Source organism: Pedobacter frigidisoli (assembly GCF_032678525.1).
GTDB lineage: Bacteria > Bacteroidota > Bacteroidia > Sphingobacteriales > Sphingobacteriaceae > Pedobacter > Pedobacter frigidisoli_A.
Genome location: NZ_JAVTSE010000001.1, coordinates 1,116,037 through 1,132,045 on the forward strand (window position 1 = coordinate 1,116,037; position 16,009 = coordinate 1,132,045).

The 16,009-nt window shown below is 40.0% G+C and carries 10 protein-coding genes; 7 read left to right on the forward strand and 3 right to left on the reverse strand.

Annotated features, from left to right (window positions below):
* Positions 1–135 precede the first annotated feature (135 nt).
* The 4 genes from R2Q80_RS04710 (at position 136) to R2Q80_RS04725 (ending at position 7,509) form a co-directional block, all read left to right on the forward strand.
* Positions 136–3,429, forward strand: coding sequence for a SusC/RagA family TonB-linked outer membrane protein (locus R2Q80_RS04710; protein WP_316798479.1), 3,294 nt, complete (start codon positions 136–138; stop codon positions 3,427–3,429).
* Between the two features lie 12 nt (positions 3,430–3,441).
* Positions 3,442–4,827 (forward strand): RagB/SusD family nutrient uptake outer membrane protein, encoded by a 1,386-nt coding sequence (locus R2Q80_RS04715; RefSeq protein WP_316798480.1) that lies wholly within the window; start codon positions 3,442–3,444, stop codon positions 4,825–4,827.
* A 68-nt stretch (positions 4,828–4,895) separates the two neighbouring features.
* Positions 4,896–6,386, forward strand: coding sequence for a TlpA disulfide reductase family protein (locus tag R2Q80_RS04720; protein WP_316798481.1), 1,491 nt, complete (start codon positions 4,896–4,898; stop codon positions 6,384–6,386).
* Between the two features lie 151 nt (positions 6,387–6,537).
* A complete protein-coding gene (locus R2Q80_RS04725) occupies positions 6,538–7,509 on the forward strand; it encodes a Gfo/Idh/MocA family oxidoreductase (RefSeq protein ID WP_316798482.1) in 972 nt (323 codons plus the stop codon).
* A gap of 87 nt (positions 7,510–7,596) precedes the next feature.
* Here R2Q80_RS04725 and R2Q80_RS04730 read toward each other — a convergent pair whose 3' ends face one another.
* From R2Q80_RS04730 to R2Q80_RS04740, 3 genes are all read right to left on the reverse strand, one after another.
* The gene (locus R2Q80_RS04730; protein WP_316798483.1) at positions 7,597–8,796 is read right to left on the reverse strand and encodes an acetate kinase; all 1,200 of its coding nucleotides are present in this window, start codon (positions 8,794–8,796) and stop codon (positions 7,597–7,599) included.
* A 3-nt stretch (positions 8,797–8,799) separates the two neighbouring features.
* Entirely contained in the window at positions 8,800–10,887 is a 2,088-nt protein-coding gene (gene pta / locus R2Q80_RS04735) for a phosphate acetyltransferase (protein WP_316798484.1), read from the reverse strand.
* A 136-nt stretch (positions 10,888–11,023) separates the two neighbouring features.
* Positions 11,024–11,722, reverse strand: coding sequence for an NUDIX hydrolase (locus R2Q80_RS04740; RefSeq protein ID WP_047801285.1), 699 nt, complete (start codon positions 11,720–11,722; stop codon positions 11,024–11,026).
* Positions 11,723–11,879: 157 nt separating this feature from the next.
* Between R2Q80_RS04740 and R2Q80_RS04745 the strand changes: the two genes are divergently transcribed.
* The 3 genes from R2Q80_RS04745 to R2Q80_RS04755 are packed head-to-tail and all read left to right on the forward strand — an operon-like array spanning position 11,880 to position 15,810.
* Positions 11,880–12,941, forward strand: a complete 1,062-nt coding sequence (locus R2Q80_RS04745) for a UDP-glucose--hexose-1-phosphate uridylyltransferase (RefSeq protein ID WP_316798485.1) — start codon at positions 11,880–11,882, stop codon at positions 12,939–12,941.
* Between the two features lie 11 nt (positions 12,942–12,952).
* Entirely contained in the window at positions 12,953–14,104 is a 1,152-nt protein-coding gene (locus R2Q80_RS04750) for a galactokinase (RefSeq protein ID WP_316798486.1), read from the forward strand.
* Between the two features lie 29 nt (positions 14,105–14,133).
* Positions 14,134–15,810 carry a sodium/sugar symporter gene (locus R2Q80_RS04755; RefSeq protein WP_316798487.1) on the forward strand — a complete coding sequence of 559 codons (1,677 nt, stop codon included), beginning with the start codon at positions 14,134–14,136 and terminating at the stop codon, positions 15,808–15,810.
* Positions 15,811–16,009: the final 199 nt, after the last annotated feature.

The following is a 16,009-nucleotide window of genomic DNA, read 5'->3' on the forward strand; positions in this document are numbered from 1 at the left end:
ATAAGCTGAGTTAACCCTTGAAAACAAATTTCTGAGATCCATTACGCATTAACCCAAACAAACGAAAGTATGAATTTTAATCCTTTATTTCAAGGGAAGCCACGACTGTGCCTTCCTCCCAAATTACTATTGACCATGAAACTTACCATTGCCATCATGATTGCCTTTATGGTGCATGTAAGTGCTGCCAGTTTCTCTCAAAAACTAACCTTTTCGGCTAAAAATGTCAGCATTGAACGTGTATTTAAAGAAATAGAAAAACAAACCGAATACCGAATTTTATATACTACTCAAACACTTAACGATGCGACTAAAATCAATGTTGAGTTTAACAACACTCCGTTAGCCGAAGTAATTGATTATTGTTTGAAAAACAAGTCGTTAAGCTATAAAATTGAAGCTAAAACGGTATTGATCAAGAAGGAAGAGTCATCATTTATTGATAAAATAGGCGCCTTCTTTAGCTCTTCGCGTTTCAACGGGCGTATTGTAGATGAAAATAACAATCCGCTTATTGGCGCCACCGTATTGGTTAAGGGAACCAAAAAATATGCCTTGACAGGTTCGACAGGTTCTTTTGTACTGGAGCTTAATGAAAATGATATCCTGGTAATTTCGTACATCGGTTACGAAACGAAAGAGCTAAAAATTACCGGCGGTTTATTACAGAGTGGAACCGCGAGTTTACTTGATATTAAATTAAACCCTTCGGCAGCAGCTTTGGATCAGGTGCAGGTAATTGGTTATGGGAGTACTACAAAACGTTTGAATACGGGGTCGGTAAGTTCGATTACTTCGGCTGATATTGGTAAACAAACAATAGAGAATCCTTTACTGGCTATGCAAGGAAGAATTTCCGGAGTTCAGATTACCCAGGATAACGGTCTACCCGGAGCGGGAGTGAGGGTCAATATCCGCGGTTCAGCAACGGCACTTTCAGGAGCGGGTTTTATTCCGTTGTATGTGATTGATGGTGTGCCGTTTACTCTTTTTAATGCTGCGCAACCCGCCACTGACAATTTGAATGCTTACGGAGTTTCGGCTGCGAACGGAGGTGTTAGTCCATTCAGTATGATTGCACCTGAAGATATTGAACGCATTGATATTCTGAAAGATGCAGATGCCACAGCAATTTATGGATCACGTGGATCTAACGGAGTGATTTTGATTACCACAAAAAAAGGAGGGAAAGGTAAAACTGCTTACAATTTTAATGTAAACAGTGGTATTTCCAATGTTTCGAACTACATTCCCATGATGAATACAGAACAGTATTTAGCCATGAGAAAAGCTGCCTTTGCAAGAACAGGTGTAACACCAACAGCAACGAATGCACTGGATCTGACAGTTTGGGATCAAAATGCCTATACCGATTGGCAAAAATATTTTATTGGCCATACAGGACACCTGACCAATGCTACGGGTTCAGTAACTGGTGGCAATGCGCAAAACTCTTTTATGTTCTCATCAACCTATCGCAAACAGGGTACAGTATATGGAGGCGATTTTGGTGCCACGACATTTTCAAGCAGGTTGAGTGCAGGACACAAAAGTGCAGATGGTAAGTTCAATATTGACGGCTCGGTTAACTATGCCTACATGAAAAACCTGATGCCGAATACAGATTTAAGTACCATTTATACATTAGCGCCAAATTATCCATTATACAATGCAAACGGATCGGTAAACTGGACTTCAACCAGCCCGCTATCTTATTACCCTAAAACTACTGATGCACAAACCAGTAACCTGATCTCTAACGTTAATCTTTCGTATAAGATTATTAATGAATTGACAGTAAAAGCTAATTTAGGCTACAGTACCACGAGATTGAGGCAGCAGCAAATTAATCCTGCCAGCTCTCAGAATCCTGCAGCTTCACAGGTAAGTTCGCTAAGATATACAGATAATAGCAATACGAACTATATCATAGAACCTCAGTTGCTTTATAATAAAAAAATAGGGGAAGGAAGTTTTGAAGCGTTAATAGGTACTACATTTCAGCAAACCAATACCGAGGGGATTTCATTAACTGGTACAGGTTATAGTAACGAAGCTCTGATTAATTCCCTTTTAGGTGCCTCTGCTGTTACTACAAATCTAAATTCCAATTCCATTTACAAATACAATGCATTTTTTGGTCGTTTAAACTATAACTGGAAAGGGAAGTATATCGTTGACGGCACTTTCAGAAGAGATGGTTCTTCACGCTTTGGTAATAATAACAAATTCGGGAATTTTGGTGCTTTAGGAGCTTCATGGATATTTACTGAAGAAAACTTTATGAAAGATTTAACCTTTTTAAGTTTTGGTAAATTAAGAGCCAGTTACGGTGTAACAGGTAATGATCAGATTCCAAATTACCTATATTATTCGCTTTATACGACATCAGGAACAAGCAGCAATTATGATGGCAACTCAACGTATGTTGCTTCAAATATTGAAAATCAGGACTTGAAATGGGAAAGCACTAAAAAGCTTGACATTGCTATCGAATTGGGATTTCTTAAGGACAGAATTTTACTTAAGGCCGATTATTATCGCAACAGGACTTCTAATATGTTGAACTATATCAGTACTCCTCTGCAAATTGGAACCTCAGGATATTATGCAAATCTTGATGCAACTGTTCAGAATAAAGGCTTCGAGTTTGAGTTGAATACCGTAAATGTTGCATCAGGCGACTTCAGATGGTCGACCAATATCAACATGACCATGTTGCGCAACAAGTTGCTGAAATTTGATAATCTGGCGAATACATCTTATGCCAGCAGTTATGTAATTGGTTTGCCGGTAGATATAACAAAAAGATACCAATACAATGGGGTAAATCCTCAAACTGGCTTGCCCACTTATCAGGACATAAATGGTGATGGTACCATTACTTTTGCAGGTGACCGGTATATTGTAAAATATGGACATCCTTATTTTGGTGGCATCAATAATAGTTTTAGCTATAAAGGATTAACGCTTGATTTTATGTTTCAATACAATCATCGTTATGGTGTGCTTAACCCAACTTTAACCTCAAGCCCTGCCGGTATTAATTATGTAAATCAAAGTACTGCAATATTGAACCGCTGGTCGGCCGTTGGTGATGTGGCATTGTATCCTGCGGCATCAACTTCTTCTGATGCGTCATATAATAACTTAACTTCATCAGATTTAAACTGGGGTGATGCTTCTTACTGGAAATTAAAGACTGTGAGCTTAAACTATACGCTTCCAAAGCAAATTGTGAGCAAGATTAAATTATCAAACCTTAGTGTCTATGTACAGGGACAAAATATTTATACCTGGGCGAAACAAAAGTATGTTTATGATCCGGATACGACGGTTCCGGGTACAGGTTCTGGTTTAGGAACAGGACAATATACCGCTATACCTCAGGTCAGAACAATTGTTTTCGGTATAAATTGCTCACTTTAATCTTAAGAAATCATGAAAATTAAATTTAATTTATACATCATAGCTGCTTCACTGTCACTTGTATTGTTGTCTCTCTCATCGTGCAAGAAATATGTTGAGGCAAAGCTGGCTACTAACTTAATTTCAAAAGATGATGCTTTTGCCAGTGATAACTCTGCAACCAGTGCAACATTGTCTCTTTACTCTAATTACTCATTCCTTAATTCTATTCAGTACGAAACATGGGCTTCGGGATTATCGGCTGATGAGTTGCAGAATACAACAGCAGTTTCTGATTATGTTCAATTCACACAAAATGTTGTTTCAACCACAAACGGAACATCATCAAACTATATTTGGGGTTATTCTTATCAGGTGATCAGGTATGCTAATCTCATTATTGACGGATTGGATAAGACAAGCGGTGTGAGTGCTACTGTGAAAAATCAGCTTACTGGTGAAGCTAAGTTCTTCCGTGCATTTATGTTTCTTAACCTCGTTAATTTGTACGGAGGAGTTCCATTAACCACAGATCCGGTTGAGCTAAACAACGCCACTAAACCCAGGGCTTCTGTAGCTGAGGTTTATGCTCAGGTGATTAGTGATTTGAAGGATGCACAAAATCTGCTTCCAACAGCTTACGTGGGAACTGCTGCGCTTAGGGTGAGGGTAAATAAATGGGCAGCAACTGCACTTCTTGCAAGGGCATATCTTTACAATAAAGATTATGTAAATGCGGAAGCTGAAGCGACAAAAGTAATTGGCGCAGGTACTTATACTATGGCTACAACTGCAAATGCTTTTATAAATACCAGTAGTGAGACCATTTTACAATTATCTTCGTTATACGGTGCATCAGGGTTTACATCATACCGTACTACGAGTTCTGCGAACAACATTGTGCCTCCAATCTTTGTTTTGTCTGGTGCGTTCACAAAAGATTTTGAAATGAATGACAATCGTAAAACAACCTGGGTTGACTCTACCACTTATAACGTGGTAAAATATTACAGAATTAATAAATACAAGGTTCAAACGGCTACGGCGTCCACTTTAGGTAATGAATATACTGTGTTATTGCGTTTAGCAGAGCAATATTTAATCAGGGCAGAGGCCAGAGCGCAACAATCGAATATCACAGGTGCACAGGCTGATATTAACATCATCAGAGCCAGAGCTGGTTTAGGTAATACAACCGCATCTACTACCGCAGGATTACTTACCGCAGTGGCTAAGGAAAGAAAATTGGAATTATTCGGTGAATATAGTCACAGATGGTTTGATTTAAAAAGAATGGGATTAGCAGATGCTGTTTTGGGTTCGTTAAAGACCACGTATAAATCGAGCGCCCAATTATTCCCAATCCCATCAGACCAGATATTGCTAAACGCTAACCTTACCCAAAACCCGGGATATTAAATATTCTTCCCGCCGTTCTGTAATGATTGAATGGCGGGTTTTTAAATCAACACTAAATGAAAAATAATATGAAACTCTTAAGAACCACCGGCTTGTATCTACTGGCAAATGCTGTATTGATTTCAGTGAATGCACAGGATAAAAAAACTACGGATACTACAGCACAGTACCTCGATAAACTAGTTTTATCAAAAGATACAGCCGATAAAATACAGCTGAGAAGTAAACTTGCCGAATTATCTGATGGCAAAACAGAAGCTACCGTATTAATGGCAGCAAATTACTACTATCGGATTGGAGATCAGAAAAGATCAGAGCAGTTATATAATGATGTAGTGACGCGTTTTCCTTTAGGCACACAGGCCAGAAGTGCAGCATCCAAAGATTTTTACCTGCTAAAAACAGCTAATGAAGCAGAATCTGCCTACAAAGGCTGGATTAAAAAATTTCCACCGGCTAATTATCCCAATGTAAAAGTTGATGATCGTTTGGCATATGATTATGTAAGAGCAAATGTAGCCGGTAAATTTGCCGCAGAAAAAAATGTTGTCAAGGCAAATGAATATGCAAATATGCTTGAAGTAGACTTTTGGAAAGGCAATGCCTACTCTGGCATCACTACTGCTTTTTATAAAAATGGTGATCTTGCGAATGCAGAGATCTATGCGAAGAAAGCAATGGATAATGCTTTTTCTTATATTGATGGCAAAAAGGGAAATGAAAACTGGGCAAAGTTCTCTGCTTCGGGTTATCCGGGATTAACGAGTACTTATGCTAATATTTTGTTCGAAAGGAAAAAGTATGATGAGGCATTAAAATATTCTGAAATGGCCTATGCTAAATCGCAGGGTTTAAACCCACCTTTAAATTATCGCTATGCTCAGATTTTGATGGGATTGAACAGAAATCAGGAAGCTTATGATAAACTGGAAGAAGTGGTAAAGGCAGGAAAAGCTACTCCGGCAATGGCCGATGACTTTAAAAAGCTTTATGTGAAAGTTAAAGGAAGTGATAAAGGATACGAAGAGTACGCTGCTGCAACCCGTAAAAGTTATCTCGAAGCTTTAAGCAAAAAACTGACTAAAGACATGGTTAACGAAACGGCAGTAGGTTTTACGCTAACAGATTTAAATGGTAAACAGGTTTCTTTAGCCGACTACAAAGGTAAAACAGTGATTCTGGATTTCTGGGCAACCTGGTGTGGGCCATGTAAAGCCTCTTTCCCGGCAATGCAGATGGCTGTTGATAAATACAAAGCAGATGATAACGTGAAGTTTTTATTTATTCATACGTGGGAAAAAGTAGCCGACCCTGTTAAAGATGCCGGAGATTATATCAAAAGCATGAAATATAATTTTGAAGTGTTGATGGATTTAAAAGATGCGCAAACTAAAGTAAATAAGGTAGTAAGCAGTTATAAGGTTAACGGAATCCCAGCCAAATTTGTTATTGATGCCAATGGAAATGTAAGGTTTAAATTAACCGGTTTTGATGGAAGTAATGAAGCTGCCGTTGATGAGCTTACCATGATGATTGATATGTGTAAAACCGGGTCATAGCTAAATTGATCGCTGGTGATCCACAGATTAGGTTAGCCACGGAAGCACAGAATACACGGAGCTTGTTAGTTTTTCGTGGTTTCTGTGTTTCAGTGGCTATTTTATTTGCAGTAGAAATGAATCTGCGGCTTTCATTTATTAACTTGCCTTTATGAGTTTGAAAGAAATAAAGTGGGGCATTATTGGTTGTGGCGATGTGACCGAAGTTAAAAGTGGTCCCGCTTTCAATAAAATAGAAAATTCTTCCTTAGTGGCAGTGATGCGGAGAGATGCTGCAAAGGCGGAAGATTATGCTAAACGTCATGGTGTGCCGAAATGGTATATTAATGCAGATGATCTGATTAATGATACTAAAGTAAATGCCATTTACATTGCAACGCCTCCAGGAAGTCATGAAGAATATACATTAAAAGCGCTTGCGGCCGGAAAGCCGGTTTATGTAGAAAAGCCAATGACGCTTGATGCAGAATCTGCAAAACGAATGACAGAAGCTGCGAATCAAAGCGGGGTCAAGCTTAGCATCGCACATTACAGGCGGGCGCAACCCATGTTTTTAAAAATCAAACAATTTATTGATGAAGCTGTAATAGGCGATATCCGTTTTGCTAAGTTGGAAATGTTCCAAAGTATCAGTAATGAACTGATTGCCAAGAGCGATGAAGACTGGCGAACGAATCCTGCAATTTCAGGTGGCGGACTTTTTCATGATCTTGCACCGCATCAGCTAGACCTAATGTATTATTTCTTTGGAGAAATCGAGTCATTTAATGGATTGGAACTCAATCAGGCTCGCTTATCTGCTGCGGATGATTTTGTAACCCGGCAAATTAAATTTAAAAATGGTGTGGTATTCAATGGAACCTGGTGTTTTACTGTGGCAGCTGCAGATCAAAAAGATGTTTGCGAAATCTATGGCTCACAAGGAAAAATCAGTTTTTCCGTATTCGGGAATACCGTTACCTTATCGGTTGGTGGAAAGGAAGAACATATTGTATTCGATTCTATTCCTCATGTTGAGCAACCCATGATCGAAAAAGTGGTAAATTATTTTCTGGAGCAAGGCCCCAATCCATGTCCACCGGAAGATGGAGTGCTATCCATGATTCTGTTGGATGGTAGGTAAAGAATGCCTGCAAAAGCCTGGAAGATGTCAAAAAAAGTAGCCGCAGATTCACAGATCTTGGGAGACTGCGGCAAAAATTAAAACTATTTATTTAGTCAGTAAGTTATAGCTTTGGTGAGCAATTTCATATTCTTCATTCGTAGGAACAACCAGGATTCTTGCTTTTGAACCCACCGAACTTACATCCAAAATGCCGCCTGAGTAGCTATTGTTCTTTGCTACGTCAAGCTCAATCCCCAGATAATCCAATTTGCCACAAGCGGCTTCGCGCATGGCTTTATCGTTTTCGCCAACACCAGCAGTAAAAATCAATGCATCTACGCCGTTAAGGATAGCCGTATAGGTACCAATAAATTTCTTAATTCGGTAGGCGTAAAGTGCTAAAGCCAAAATGGCTTCTTCATTACCTTCAGCAGCTAGCTTCCTGATGTCGCGCATGTCGCTTGAACCCCCAACGCCGAGTAATCCCGACTGTTTGTTAAACAATGCACTCAACTGTGCATGGCTATATCCGGCATGTTCAATCAGGTGAAATATTGCCGAAGGATCGATGTCGCCCGATCTGGTGCCCATTACCAGTCCGCTTAAAGGGCCGAAACCCATGCTGGTGTCAATTGATTTTCCGTTTCTGATTGCTGTTATACTGCATCCGTTTCCTAAATGAATACTGATGATTTTACCCTCTTTTTTATCCAGCCAATTGATAGCTTGTTCACTAACATACTTATGGCTGGTACCATGAAAGCCATAAACACGAATCCCATCTTCCTTATAATATTTCTCAGGGATAGCATATCTGAAGGCTTCAACCGGAATGGTCTGGTGAAAAGCAGTATCAAAAACAGCTATCTGTTTAGCTTTTGGAAAAGTTTGTTCAGCTACTTCAATACAGGTTAAATTTACAGGATTATGCAATGGTGCAAGGGAAAATAATTTTCTGATTAGTGACTTAACCTCTGCTGTAATTAAGGTAGGTCCTGAAAATTGTTCACCACCATGCACAACGCGGTGACCTACGGCAGCAATATCATCTGAACTACTAATTACCGACTGATCCCCCTCGATGAGCATGAATAACACCTGGCTAAGGGCATCGTTATGATCGCTAATAAAGCCTGACTTTTCGCTTGCTGACTTTTCACCTTCGTTGAATACGGTGTGTTTGATATAGGAACCGTCAATGCCAATCCGTTCTACCAATCCGCTACAAACCGGTGATTGGTTGGGCATGTTGAAGAGCTGATATTTGAGGGAACTACTTCCAGAGTTGATAACTAAAATATTCATTGATTAGATTTCCTGACATTGAATGGCTGTAATGACAACCGTGTTAAATATATCGTCGACTGTACAGCCGCGGCTTAAATCGTTGATGGGTTTGTTTAATCCTTGTAGCATAGGGCCAATGGCTAATGCCCCTGTTTCCCTTTGAACGGCCTTGTAGGTGTTATTTCCGGTATTCAGATCGGGAAATATTAAAACACTGGCGCGTCCGGCAACTTCAGAATCAGGTAGTTTCTGACGGCCAATTGCGGGATCTACAGCCGCATCGTATTGTATAGGGCCTTCAATTTTTAAATCCGGGAAACGCTCGCGCACAATTGCTGTGGCTTCGCGAACCCTTTCTACATCCTCACCTTCACCAGATGTTCCTGAAGAGTAGGAGAGCATGGCAATCCGGGGCTCTATTCCGAACCGGGCACTACTTTCTGCAGATGAAATGGCAATTTCTGCGAGTTGCGGGGCTGTTGGATTCGGATTTACAGCGCAGTCGCCGAATATGGCTACCCGTTCGGGAAGGCACATAAAAAAGATCGATGATACAACTGATACACCTGGCTTGGTTTTTACAAATTGGAGGGCCGGCCTGATGGTATGTTGAGTTGTGTGCACTGCTCCGGAAACCATTCCGTCGGCATCCCCTTTGTAAACCATCATGGTACCGAAATATGAAACATCGGTCATCATATCTGTGGCCATTTCCATGTTTACATTTTTTGCTTTGCGCAATTCGTATAGCGTTTCAACATATTGATCATAGTGTGGCGAATGGGTAGGCTGATGGATCTGAATGGCGTTTATATCGAGACTCAAGCCAAGTCTTTTGATCGAGTTGCCAATTTCGACCGGATCACCCAATAGGGTTATGTCTACAATGTCCTGAGCAATTAATTTTTCTGTTGCTTTTAAAATGCGATCGTCGTTTCCTTCGGGTAAAACAATATGTTTTTTCTCCCGCTTAGCCCATTTAACCAGCTGATATTGGAACATATGTGGAGTAATGCCCTGATAACTGAAGGTAATTATTTTATCATCGAGCGCTTTAAGGTCGACATGCCTTTCGAAAATATCTATGGCCAGCTCAATCTTCTTTTTATTATCAATGGTGATTTTCGAATGAATACTACCAATGGTTGTAGTAGTTTCAAATGTACCCTTCTGCACGGAGATAATCGGGATGATGGTTTGCAGACCTTCAATCAGTTTAATCATGGGTTCATCCGGTAAACTTCCTGCAGTGAGTACAATCCCGGCAATTTTTGGATAATTGGCTGATAGATTAGCCTGGAGTGATCCGATAATAATATCGCCACGATCGCCCGGGGTTACAATAAGGAGATTATCTTTAATGTGCCTTAAAAAGTTTGGCAACATCATGGCGCCGGTAACAAAATTATCTACCTGGTTATCTAGCAAATCCGCGCCAAAAAGAATGTTGGCATCCAGTGCGGTAGCGATTTCTTTCATTGTCGGACTTTGAAGTCCACTTTCGATGGGAATCACCGCAATTAGCAATTCTGGCGGTAGCTGGTTGGTGAGTGCTTGTTTAATTCTTTCCGCTTCTTCAGGGTTAACCATGTTGGCTACTACACCCAATACCTGCACATCTCTAAGTAAGAAATTACGGTAAATATTAATAGCAGATTTAAACAGCTGGCTGGCAGTTTTATTCTTTCCAGATACCACAATTAAAACAGGTGCCCCCAGGTTTTTGGCCATTAATGCGTTTGATTCAAACTCAAAGGCGCTGCCTTCACCTAAAAAGTCGCTTCCCTCGATAACAGTGAAATCATAGTTGTCTTCCAGCTTTTTGTATTTGCTGATGATGGTATTAATAATGGTGCCACTATCTTCTGACTGGTGTAGCATATCCTGACGGGTAAAGGCAAATGCATCTTCATAAGGTACGGGAAGTGAGAAGTAATCGAGCATAGCCTGAACGTGCTCATCCTTTTGATTTGGATCCTCCTGTGCAATAATAGGTTTGAAATAACCAACCTTCTGGGTTTTAGCCAGGAGCATATTGATCATTCCAAATGCAATAACCGATTTTCCGGTATAGGGTTCTGCTGATGCTATAAAGATGTTCTTCGTCATGATTTGATAGTAAGTGATATTAACCAACAACGACGAAGATAGTTGTTATAAAACTAAATTTATTACATTATTGTCAGGGGTGAGTCTTATTTTAGATCGATTCTAAATAGTGTGAGTGTTATTAGGAAACACTTTTTTAAGTTTTTGCGTTTGGAATTAAGCTTAAATATGCCTGGGCATTTGCTGCATATTTCTTTTTATCAAGTTTAAAATAGTAAGCCCCTTTTTTTGACCCTGTCTTATCTTTTTCATCTAATTTGATGAGCAAGCCTGTAGAGGTAATTTTGCGACTGAAATTTCGGGTGTCTATTTTGGTATCGTTTACTTCTTCAAACAGGATGTGAAGCTGTGGAATAGTAAACTTTTTGGGAAGCATTTCGAATAGGATAGGGTGTTGAGCGGCTTTGTATCTGAGTTTTTTACGGGCATCGGAAACCATCTGTTCGTGATCGAAAATTAGTTTAGGACGATCGTTGATCAGAAACCATTCCGCTTTATGGTCATTGTTCAGCTGCGCTTCATATTTATGAATATCAATCAGTGCGAAGTAACCCACTGAAAGTGTACGTTCGATTGGATCCCGGTCTGGCGCTCCGTAAACCTGGAGCTGTTCCAGATAAACACCTTCCAAACCTGTGGTTTTTTTAAGTACCCTGTTGGCCGCATCGTCCGGAGTTTCATCTGGACCAAGAAATCCGCCCATTAAACTCCATTTGTTTATTTCAGGTTCAAGCCCCCTTTTTACCAATAGAATTTTGAGGTGTTCGCCATCAAATCCAAATACAATGCAATCTACAGCAACAAGGTAATGTGGCTGCTTAGAATACTCTTTCATTTAACAATACTATTTTGAAAGCTTTAAGATGTTCATTTTTTTACGAATATAAAAATTATTATTAAATGTCTGCTTGACAATTAATAATAATTTTATAATTTGCGCCATAGATATTTTAACCAAAAAAGAGGCTAAATCCTGACAGCACAAACACAATATGAATTCTACATTTGAATTAGACAACAATCCGCATACCCGTTTAAATATTTTAACAGGCGAATGGGTTTTGGTTTCACCACACCGCACTAAAAGGCCCTGGCAAGGAAAAGTTGAGGATTTAACACCAGACAACCGTCCGGAGTATGACCTAAAGTGCTACTTATGTCCGGGAAATGGCAGGGCTGATGGGGATACCAATCCCGATTATAAGGAAAGTTTTGTTTTTAACAACGATTTCGCCGCATTGTTATCTGATACGCCTGATGGTGGACTAAATGAAGATAATCTTTTGGTTGCCAACAACCAGAAAGGTATATGCAGGGTGATCAGTTTCAGTCCTAAGCACAACCTAACCTTACCTGAAATGAGTATTGACGGGATTACGGCGGTTGTTGAAGTGTGGCAGAATGAATTCAATAAGCTAGCAGAACAGGAGTGGATTAAATATATTCAGATTTTTGAGAACAAGGGTGAGATTATGGGTTGCAGCAATCCGCATCCGCATGGTCAAATCTGGTCGCAGAGTGATATTCCTTTGGAAATTGTGAAGGAAACTGGTCGTCAGAAAACCCATTTTGCTGTTCACCGCAGAAGCTTGTTAGGCGATTATTTGAAACTGGAGCTTAAAAAGGCTGAGCGGATTGTATTTGAGAACGATCATTTTGTTGCACTTGTTCCATTTTGGGCTGTTTGGCCATATGAGGTGATGGTCATCAGTAAACGCCATATCAATAGCATTAAACTTTTTACCAGTACTGAAAAGAGAGCGTTGGCCGAAACCATCAAAGTGGTGACTACTAAGTACGACAATTTATTCGAAACCTCATTTCCTTATTCAGCAGGTATGCATCAGGCGCCCGTAAATAATGGCGACTACCCTGAATGGCACTGGCATATGCATTTCTATCCACCACTTTTACGCTCGGCAAGTGTGAAGAAATTTATGGTGGGTTATGAGATGCTGGCAAACCCTCAGCGTGATATTACACCTGAATTTGCTGCAAACCGACTAAGAGAAATGTCAACAGTTCATTATAAAACCAGCAAAGCTGAAAACTAAATATTTCAAATATGAATTTGGAAAACCTTAAATCTATATTTAAAGGCATTTTTAATGCCGATCCATTAATAGTACGTTCTCCTGGCAGAATTAACATTATCGGAGAACACACCGATTACAATGAGGGTTTTGTAATGCCTGCAGCCATTGATAAGGCCATTTATGTAGGGATTTCTAAGCGGGATGATCATGAAGTTCATCTGTTCTCTGAAGGCTACCAGCAACTTGATGTTTCTTCAGTTAAAGATCTTAAAAAATCGGATAACGATTGGGCAAATTACATCCTTGGCGTTGCCGATGAAATCCAGAAGAGAGGATATATTCTTGGGGGATTTAACTTCTATATTGACGGAGATGTGCCACTGGGCGCCGGATTATCCTCTTCGGCCGCAGTGGAGTGTGCAACAGGTTATGCGCTTGATCAATTGTTTAATCTAGAGATTCCGAAAATGGATATTGCCCTCATCGGGCAAAAGGCTGAGCATACCTTTGCAGGAGTAAACTGCGGAATTATGGATCAGTTTGCTTCGGTGTTTGGAAAGAAAGACCATGCGGTTATGCTTGATTGCCGTTCGATGAAGTACATTTATATTCCTTTAAAACTGGATGGATATAAGCTGGTATTGCTGAACACCAACGTTAAGCACTCTTTAGCCGATTCGGCTTACAATAAAAGAAGAGCCTCATGCGAGCAAGGGGTGGCATGGGTAAAAGAAGCTTACACAAGTGTAAACAGCCTGCGCGATGTTGATTTAGCGATGCTGGAACAATATGTGAAACCCAAAGACCTGGATGTTTACAATAAGTGCCGTTTCGTGATTGAAGAGATTGAACGCTTGCTTACCGCTGCAGAACAACTTAAGAATGGCAACCTTGATGGCCTTGGTCAGCTGATGTATCAAACTCATCACGGATTGAGTGTTGATTACGAAGTGAGCTGTGCCGAGCTCGATTTTCTTGTTGATTCAGTAAAAGAGCTTGATTATGTTTTGGGGGCCAGAATGATGGGTGGCGGTTTTGGAGGCTGTACCATTAACATCGTTAAGGATGAAAAGATTGATGATTTGATTGAAAACCTCAGCTCGAGATACGAAGAGAGATTCGGTCTCAGCCTTGCAGCATATGTGGTAACAACAGATCAGGGAACCAGTGTAATTAGCTAGAAATAAATTAAAATAACCAAATAAATAAAATGAAAGAAAACATCTTGGACACTAAGGATTACATTGTTTTTGCAGTGTATTTCATCATTGTGGGCGCTTACGGACTTTACATCTACAACAAAAAGAAATCAGAATCTACAGGTTCTAAAGATTATTTTTTAGCTGAAGGATCTTTAACATGGTGGGCTATCGGGGCGTCACTTATCGCATCGAACATATCTGCTGAGCAGTTTATCGGCATGAGCGGCTCGGGTTTTAAAATGGGACTTGCCATTGCATCATATGAATGGATGGGTGCGGTAACCTTGCTTGTAGTAGCCGTATTTTTTATGCCGGTTTACCTGAAGAATAAAATTGCAACCATGCCACAGTTCCTCCACGAACGTTATAATGGTACTGTAGCCATGATTATGGCGGTGTTTTGGCTATTACTTTATGTAGTGGTAAATTTAACCTCAATCCTTTATTTAGGTGCTTTGGCAGTAAGTAGTATCTCAGGTTTCAATCTGGAATTCTGTATGTATGCCATTGCCGTTTTTGCTATCATTATTACCCTGGGCGGTATGAAGGTAATTGGTTATACTGACGTTATACAGGTTTTCTTTTTAATCCTTGGTGGCCTTGCTACTACTTATTTAGCTCTTAATTTAGTGTCAACACATTATGGCACTTCGGGGATTTTGGAAGGGTATAGCCTAATGACGACTAAAGCTTCCGAGCATTTCCACATGATATTTAAGCCAGACAATGAAAACTATATCGACTTACCTGGTTTAAGTGTATTGATCGGGGGTATGTGGATTGTTAATTTGAACTATTTCGGCTGTAACCAGTATATCACTCAGCGTGCTTTAGGTGCTAACTTAGAGACTGCCCGTGGAGGCTTATTGTTTGCTGCGTTATTGAAATTATTAATGCCAATTATTGTTGTTTTGCCTGGTATCGCGGCTTACGTGTTATATAAAGATGGCGCCTTCCAAACGGAGATGCTTCAGGATGGTGCGGTAAATCCGGATCGGGCCTACCCGGTACTGCTGAATTTACTTCCTGCCGGATTAAAAGGATTGTCATTTGCAGCCTTAACCGCTGCTGTTGTGGCATCTTTAGCTGGTAAGGCAAATAGTATTGCTACCATTTTTACTTTAGATATCTATAAAAAAGTGCTTAAAGTTGATGCTACTGAGAAGAATCTGGTTAACACCGGGAAAGTATCTATTGTTGTAGCCATGATTTTAGGTGTATTAATTGCACCACATCTGGGTATCGACAAAAAAGGCGGTTTCCAGTACATTCAGGAATATACTGGTTTCGTTTCTCCAGGTATTTTTGCCATGTTTATTTTAGGGTTCTTCTGGAAGAGAACAACATCTGCGGCAGCATTATTTGCAACCATTGGTGGATTCTTATTGTCGATTGTGCTGAAGGTCCTACCAGGTCTTACCGATTTGTCGTGGCTTTCGGGAATCGGATTCAGTGTGAAAACTGCTTCCGGTGTGTATGAGATACCGTTTTTAGATAGAATGGGTATCGTGTTCGTATTCTGTATCTTAGGGATGATCATCATTAGCAGTTTCTCAGATAAAACGAAAGCAGAAGCTAAAGGACTTGAAATTGATGTTAAGATGTTTAAAACCTCGAGTGCATTTGCAGTGGGTGCATTGCTTGTGTTAGGTTTAATCGTAGCACTTTACAGCGTTTACTGGTAAGAGGTATTTGCAAAATAAATGATTATTTAGGGGTAAAGTCATTCAGGCTTTATCCCTTTTTCATAATCGGTTATTTGACGATGGAAAGCGGAGAGTGCAGTGTGGGTTTTGCGACGGACCGAGGTAAACTACACAGCATTAACTGCGGAAATCGATTAGACTAAATTGAAAATATTTACTAAAAGGAATTAGTTCTAAA